Here is a 7,534-nt window from a genome sequence, read left to right on the forward strand (position 1 = left end):
CAGAATGTCTGAAAGTCTTTGTCGCTGTACATTTTACTTACGTTTAAAATTACTGGCGACAAAGTTACATCTTCTTTCTCAAATCACCAAATCCGTTTTTGGACGCTTACAGTCAATCCAAACTTAATAGTTACTAATAAAACCATTAATGAGAAGATTTTTTTTATTAAATCTAATTTTAAATGCATGCCAGATTTTCCTTTAACCAACAAGATATTTATATTATATGAAATTATTGGATAAAGTAATGATGAAAGGCATAACAACTTAATTATAACAATTGATTGTTCCCATTGAGGCCCTAAAACCTTCATCACAAATGGCTCCGCAGTAACAAATAATAAAGAAATCATCGGAAATACAAAAAACACTGTCAGCCTAATCATTATTCTATACTTTTTAGAAAGTTCATCAGACTTATCTTGAATAGAACTTAACATTGGAAAAGAGACCCTATTTAAAATTCCAGTCAAATTAGATGAAGGAAATTGAACTATAGTATAAGCCCGGTTGTAGTACCCCAAAATGCTACTTTTATAAAACTTTCCAAGAAAAATAGAATACATGTTTTCAAAAAATGGTCCATACAATCCTGTAAGCATTAATTTGGAGCCAAAAGAAAACAATTCCCTAAAAGACTTGAAAGAAAATTCTAGTCGCGGTTTCCAATTACTCAATATCCAAAATAAAGCCGTTAAAATAAAATTACTTACTAAAGTTTGTATAACGAGACTCCAAACTCCCATTCCTATATAAGCACAAAATACTCCAAGACTGCCCGAAATTAGTGTAGATACCAAACTAATCTTTGCCTGACTCTTAAAGTTTAACTCTTTAGTCATTTTGGTTCTTTGAACCAAACAAAAAGAAGTTATAATCAAATTTAGAGATGTCCAACGAGTAACTTCATTTAATATTGGAGAATTATAAAAATCAGCTATATATGGTGCACAAAGAAACAAGCAAGCCGAAACTAAAATACCCAAAATTATATTAATAAAAAAACTGTGGAGTAATCACTCTCGGAAACATCTTTCTTTTGTATTAAGGCATTACTAAATCCACTATCAATTATTGCATTAGATAATGCAATAAAAATCGATAACATTGCAATAATTCCATAATCAGAAGGAGACAAAAGTCTAGCTAAAATAATAGTCAAAATCAATTGAAGTCCTTGTACTGAAAAACGTTCAATTCCACTCCAAATAAATACTTTAAAAGAATCATATCTATTTAATGAATGCATAACGCAAATAATTTAAAATATATTTAACATACATATATACATATCTAAACTTAAAAAAACCTTTTTCCTTTAAGTAGCATATCGGATTTGAAATACCTTCCTGATATAAAGCTCCAAAATATAGAATGCGTTTTACATATTCCTTATCTATTAAGGAGGTTATATTTTCTCGGTGATATTTATCAACAAAATATTTTCTAATTCTAAAAGCACATTCTTCAAAGTTAAAAGTTATCTGAACTGACTTAGAATGAGATGCGGAATTATCCAAAACACGGTAAACGCTTGTAGTTTCATCCAAAAAGTATAATTTGCTTTTTTCATTGAAATATAACCACATAGGATAATCACCCATTAAAAGGTTTGGTATACAAATCTCTTTAAAATACAAATCCATCAAGTCTTTTCTATACATTACTGTTAATGTAGGTATTTCATTTGAAATATATAAAGCTTGTTTACTTAATAATCTTTTACCAATAATGGAAGAACTATATTTTTTAAAATTCTCATTATATTGTTTTGCAGACGTATAAACCAAACCAACTTTACTATTATTTTCTAAAATTACTACCTGCTTTTGAAGTTTAAGCGGATCTATCCAATAATCATCACCTTCACATATTGCCTCATACTTGCATTTATCGCGCCATACAGAAATATATTCCATTTTTTTATACCCCATATTCTTAGAATACAAATTCTCTTTCAAAAACAAGACTGCAAAATAGCAATTTATATTCACCTTATGCTGAGCAAAGATGATTGAAGCATAATCTGTACTTTGAGAATATGAGACCGAAGTATCCGTGAAATCAAAATACTTTTTTAAATAATTCTTAATTACTAGCTGCTCTCCATTTGTAGAAGCATCATCCACAATACAGCAAACAAATGGGAAATCGGTTTGTTGTATCGTAAAACCATTCATCGCATCCTCAATGTACTTAGACTGATTATAGGTCATACATCTTACACACACTGTAAAATCAGGATATTTCATATCATTTCTTTATCTTGAAAACGTATTACTCTTGCAGGTACCCCAACAGCAATAGCATAATCAGGAATATCTTTAGTTACAACAGCTCCTGCACCTATACGAGCAAATTTACCTATATAATGGCAAGTCGGCATAATAATGGCTCTAGACCCAATAACTACACCATCGCCTATATTTATAGATGATTGCTCTACAACAGACCTAGATTCTTTATAATCTGAATGGAATGGATGATAGTGACTTTCTATTATTACACCATTAGTCAATTGTACATTATCACCAATTATAACTTCTCCAGAATAGTCAATGAACACATGTTTAGCAAGGAGAACATTCTTACCAATTTTTATACATCCATTTAGATAATGTTGACGACTTATATTAACATCATTTTCCACCATCAACTTCTCACCTGTCTTAAATCGTTTCATATAAGCTTTATTACGCTTGCTGCGCAAAGACGCTTTCTCGTATTTTATAGCACTATATCTAACCAAAAAGTTTCTATTTTTACGGAAATCTTTTTGCCATGCGTCTCTTTTTTTCCCTATAATCTTATATTGCCCTCCTATCTTTTGGCGTTCTTCATTACTGAGATAATAAAACTTCTCCTTTAGATATTGATTACTCCACATCTTATAGATAAAAAAACAATAAAGCATATCAAGAAATATCATACAATGAGTAAGAATATTACTTGTTGATGGTATCATTTGAGCAGAATGCCTCCATCCATACTTAATAACTTGCCACAATCTGATCATAGTTTACACTTTTATAAATGATATACTATTTTAAAAGCTTTAGGAATTTCCCCCCCTCTTACTATTCATCTCATATAAAGATTTTATCATCTCATCCATGCCATAAGATGGGGTCCAATTAAATGTATTGGTGAATAATTTGTTATCCATTCCAACATGCTGCTGATTGTTACATTCTTCTTCAGTAATTATAACAGAGGTACCATAACATTCGTCACCTATGAGCTTTACTTTTTCTGCAATTTGTCTAATAGTAAACATTTCGCCGGTACCCAAATTATAAGCCTCCTCAAAACGACAATTATCAGCCATTATAACTGTTTGCAACGCTGAAGATACATCACGTACGTCAATAAACGAACAGCCTTGATTTCCTGCTGTCAAATGAATTGGTACACCGGTAAGCGCATTCTTTACAAAGATATTCATAAAGCGTGCATTCTCACAAACGGATGCAAGGCGTATATTAGTCCAATTCACATTGCTTTTTAGAAACATCAACTTTGTTATCACCTCTGTAGTGTATTTACCAAATGCATATAAATAATCAGGATTTAAAATAGTAGTTTCCACGCTATTATTCTGATTCTTTCCATATACACTTTGAGATGAGATATTAACAAAAGACTTCAAATTCGATTTTAGCAGAATATTGATAAGAGATATGGTAAATTCTATCGAAGAAACTAGCTTTATTCCTTCACTAGAACGAGCGAAAGCTGCATTTATACAACAATCCACACTTTTACCTTCATCAATATACTTTTCTAAATCAAATAGAGAAAAATAAAGTATTCTATCCCCAAAAGTTTCATATCGTTCTGAAATTGCTTCAGGATGAGTTGATACCAACAATATTCTATAATCAGTTTTATCTAACAAATCTATTGTCAACTGAGTTGCAACCAATCCCGATGCTCCTGTAATTATAATTGTTTTCATTATTTTTTTATAAGAGATAACCATCTATATCACTAAATTCAATGCCTGGAAGCATAAGTTCATCACCGTTAGTTCCAACAATATGTATTGTATTATTGATCTTTTGCATCACTTGCAACAATGTCCCCTTATCGTTCGCTGTACCTAATACTCTTATTGTGATTTGAGCAAGCAATCCTCTCATTTGTTCTGTAATAGTTTCTCCTGAAACATGAGCCATAACAGCGTCTATTACCTGAGGAAATTGCTTTACTTCATCAATACCTGTTATAGATTTGATTATTCCCGGCGAGGATAAGCAGGAAACATTAAATGCAGGAGTTTCGAACAGAGGATTAGCTTTCTCTTTAAGGTCAGGTTCACCCATATCTCCTGTGAGCGCATAACATATCATCATTTCTAATGGATTATATCCACAAACTCTTTCTAGAATCTTGTATTCCAAAGAACCTGTTAAACGGTATCCAATATCATAAACATAACAAGTACCATCCTCTACCTTGCATTGCATAAACATCATTCCATTCTGAATGTTTAATTTATGGAACATTCGTTTGCAGTTTTCTTCAACCTCTTCTCTATATTTAGACAAGAAGACAGATGGAAAGGTATAACCTACTGGAAGCGGAATTATATCCTCACCTTGATTTTTCTTCACGTGTCTATTCGCAAGACCAGCAAGATAGTATTCACCTTTTTGGAATACCCAGAAAACAGTAACTTCTCGTCCATCCATATAACGCTCTATCAAAGCCTTCTTTGTTTTGGATGCATTCAAAGCCGTTTCATATGCAAACTTTAATTCTTCATTGCTATGGCAAATTGTAATACCACGTGATCCACTGCTATCACAAGGTTTTACAAGAACAGGATATTTAATAGTTGTATCGTTTATGGAATATTCTTCTATTGTAGGAACATTAAAATCACGACATAACGATTTATACTTATCCTTACTTATTAAGACCTCAAACTGTTCCTTCGTTCCATAACATGGAAGATCTGCTTTTCTACATACTTCAGCATAAAAAGGTAAAAGCATATCATTAAAACCCACAAAGACGCCATCAAAATCTTCTTTTTTAATGAGTTCAACCACAGCATCAACATCAGTAATATTTACCTCATAATGCTCATCAGCAATTTTCTTTCCTGGTGAATCTTCAACAGTATTATAATCAGCAACACCAACAACAACTCCTAACTCCTGAGCTTTACGAATTATTTCACATGATATGCGCATTCCTCCCATAACGAGAAGGCGCATTCCTTTGAGATTCTTATTTATCATATAGTTTTAATTATATTAATTATTCTTTCCATATCTTCTTTTCCATATCTTTGATCGATAGGTAAAGGAAGAAGATTATTTGCCATCCAAGTCTCTAAAGCATCATCTCCTAGCCATTCATCAACATTTGGCCAGTATTTTGCAACAAACACTTTCTCTTTAATGAGTTTTTGACGAACTTTCAATCCATTTTCCACAACATAAGGATAAACCATCGGACATTCAAAATCAGAAACAAGTGGTGTTTGTAATTGATTGGTATCGGATAGAGCTTTATTTAAAACATTCCAATTTGAAATTCGTCGCACTTTAATCTTATCATAATCAATATTGAGAAGAATTTCTTTTGTAATTGAAGACATTCTACGGATTGGTAGATAGTCTAACGCTTTTTCATTTGCTTGAAAGTTTTTAAAACCAGCTTCTGCTCCTTGGAGTTTACGTATGATGAGATGATCTGAATGTAGAACGGTTTGTTCCTCTTCATACATCATAATGTCATCACCAACTTCGTTGCCAAGATAACAGATTCCTCCATCAGCAACACCTACATACTTACGTGTACTATAAAAAGCTTTAAGACCTGTGACTATAGGAAAATAAAAAGCTTGTGCACAATCGACAATAATACGTTCTTTAAATCTCGCATATAAAGAACGAATATATAAGTCTTTTATACCAAAGTAATTATTGACAATAATATACTCATCCTTTTGAAGATTTATACTATCAGCTATTTCGAGCCTTGGGTTAATATGGTAAAAACGATAAGGAATATTTAATCGTTTAATTGGCTCTAGTACAACTTCACAAGTAAAATATGGCAAATAGATAAGCTTTACGTCCGTAATTGAGGAGAGAATATACTCTAAAGCATTACGTCCTGTATTAAGTAATATGCCATTCTTATGTGGAAAATTATTAGCTTGCTCTATATCAGCTAATTCAAAATATCCGCCAATTACTTTCATTATTTAACCACAACTTTAAGCCAAGAAGATTGATTTGTTAACGCTTTCTCTAAATCCTGTGCATTATCAAAACGAAGTACCAATGTTCCAATAGCATCATTAGCAGCTTCAAAACCATGAACATAATCTCCAGATTTTACCCAAAGATCTTTTTCTATGATATCTGCAGGAAGAGAAGGATCTATATGTATATCTTCAAAAACTCCATCTTTATCAGCATGAAGTATTATCTCTGCCCAATGCCCATTATACGGCTTCTGTTCTATAACATTTGGCTCATCGCCCACCATTGCTCGTGTTATGGCAGTTATCATATCAACACCTGTTGCATAACGAAGCATTTCACATAGTCGATTACCACCTCCACGTGGGGTTAGTTCCATTATATATGGTTTATTATTTGGACTTACTCTTGTCTCGATATTAAAAACTGATGTTTTTAAACCGAGAAGAGTAATTAGTCTCTGAATCTCATTTGTAAGATACTCTTCTTCTTCCTTAGTAAAGGTTGAAGGCCAAGAGAAAGCTGCAGGGGTATAAGGATTTGTTGCATTTGGGTCAAAACGTTGAGCAGAAAAACTTACGAATCTTAACTTACCATCTTGGGCATAACTATCTGTATCAGATGAACAACCTTTCTTTTCCAAGAACTCTTCTATGATTATATGACCACTAATTGTATATTTGAAAGCATAAGTAATAGCAGACATTAATTCGTCTTCTGAATCTACACGAGTACAACCTTTACTTCCTGCAGAGTCGGTTGGTTTTACAATAAGAGGATATGAGAATTTAGAACGTGATTTCCACGCTTCTTCCTTACTTGCAAAGCCAAAAGCCCAAGGTACATTGAAGCCATTTTCTGTTAAAAAAGCACGGAACTTATCCTTATTTTGAAGTATCTCAACAGACTCAAATGGGCCAAATGATGGTAATCCCATTTTATTCTGTACATATGAAGCTGCAACAACACCAGGGTCCACACCAAAAGACATAATACCATCTATCTGCTTTTCTCGTGCTACCTTCAAGACAGCCTCCTTGTCAATAATGCTTACATTAACATATTCATCAGAATATTTATGGGCAATATTATTTGGAAGATAATCAGCTGTAATTACATAATAGCCTTGTTCATGAGCAGCTTTAATTACAGGGAGCAAATATCTAATGCCTCCTAAGAGCATTATTTTTTTCTGTTTCACCTTAATTCCGCAACACTATAATTTAACTTTATTTATAAGTTCCTGAGCAACAAAAAGTTGCCCAGGATTTTGCCATGTCAGAATTTTCACTTATCTTAGTGTTGCAAAA

The 7,534-nt window shown here is 32.6% G+C and carries 6 protein-coding genes and 1 pseudogene; all 7 read right to left on the reverse strand.

From position 1 onward, the window contains the following. Window positions 1-83: 83 nt before the first annotated feature. The 7 genes and pseudogenes from ACTQ16_RS16205 to ACTQ16_RS16235 all read right to left on the reverse strand — a co-directional run bounded on the left by ACTQ16_RS16205 (window position 84) and on the right by ACTQ16_RS16235 (window position 7,425). A pseudogene (locus tag ACTQ16_RS16205) lies at window positions 84-1,249 on the reverse strand (lipopolysaccharide biosynthesis protein). Further along, window positions 1,233-2,252 carry a hypothetical protein gene (locus tag ACTQ16_RS16210; RefSeq protein ID WP_441938462.1) on the reverse strand — a complete coding sequence of 340 codons (1,020 nt, stop codon included), beginning with the start codon at window positions 2,250-2,252 and terminating at the stop codon, window positions 1,233-1,235. The pseudogene ACTQ16_RS16205 and the gene ACTQ16_RS16210 overlap by 17 nt, the downstream one beginning before the upstream one ends. Further along, window positions 2,249-2,965 carry an acyltransferase gene (locus ACTQ16_RS16215; protein ID WP_441938464.1) on the reverse strand — a complete coding sequence of 239 codons (717 nt, stop codon included), beginning with the start codon at window positions 2,963-2,965 and terminating at the stop codon, window positions 2,249-2,251. The genes ACTQ16_RS16210 and ACTQ16_RS16215 overlap by 4 nt, the downstream gene beginning before the upstream one ends. Before the next feature lie 90 nt (window positions 2,966-3,055). Further along, window positions 3,056-3,958: an NAD-dependent epimerase/dehydratase family protein gene (locus ACTQ16_RS16220; RefSeq protein ID WP_441938466.1), complete on the reverse strand. Its 903-nt coding sequence runs from the start codon at window positions 3,956-3,958 to the stop codon at window positions 3,056-3,058. A gap of 7 nt (window positions 3,959-3,965) precedes the next feature. Beyond that, entirely contained in the window at window positions 3,966-5,249 is a 1,284-nt protein-coding gene (locus tag ACTQ16_RS16225; protein WP_441938467.1) for an ATP-grasp domain-containing protein, read from the reverse strand. After that, a complete protein-coding gene (locus tag ACTQ16_RS16230) occupies window positions 5,246-6,220 on the reverse strand; it encodes a hypothetical protein (RefSeq protein WP_441938469.1) in 975 nt (324 codons plus the stop codon). Before ACTQ16_RS16230 ends, ACTQ16_RS16225 begins: the two co-directional genes overlap by 4 nt. After that, complete coding sequence (locus tag ACTQ16_RS16235; RefSeq protein WP_441938470.1) at window positions 6,220-7,425, reverse strand: ATP-grasp domain-containing protein; 1,206 nt, start codon at window positions 7,423-7,425, stop codon at window positions 6,220-6,222. The genes ACTQ16_RS16230 and ACTQ16_RS16235 overlap by 1 nt, the downstream gene beginning before the upstream one ends. Window positions 7,426-7,534 lie beyond the last annotated feature (109 nt).

It is taken from the genome of Prevotella sp. LCP21S3_D2, from assembly GCF_052118345.1.
In the GTDB taxonomy this organism is placed as follows: domain Bacteria; phylum Bacteroidota; class Bacteroidia; order Bacteroidales; family Bacteroidaceae; genus Prevotella.

What these genes read in the sequence shown, in the direction of transcription:
- ACTQ16_RS16215 (WP_441938464.1), bottom strand. Translation starts at nt 2,965, where the DNA reads ATGATACCATCAACAAGTAATATTCTTACTCATTGTATGATATTTCTT.
- ACTQ16_RS16220 (WP_441938466.1), bottom strand. Translation starts at nt 3,958, where the DNA reads ATGAAAACAATTATAATTACAGGAGCATCGGGATTGGTTGCAACTCAG.
- ACTQ16_RS16225 (WP_441938467.1), bottom strand. Translation starts at nt 5,249, where the DNA reads ATGATAAATAAGAATCTCAAAGGAATGCGCCTTCTCGTTATGGGAGGA.
- ACTQ16_RS16210 (WP_441938462.1), bottom strand. Translation starts at nt 2,252, where the DNA reads ATGAAATATCCTGATTTTACAGTGTGTGTAAGATGTATGACCTATAAT.
- ACTQ16_RS16230 (WP_441938469.1), bottom strand. Translation starts at nt 6,220, where the DNA reads ATGAAAGTAATTGGCGGATATTTTGAATTAGCTGATATAGAGCAAGCT.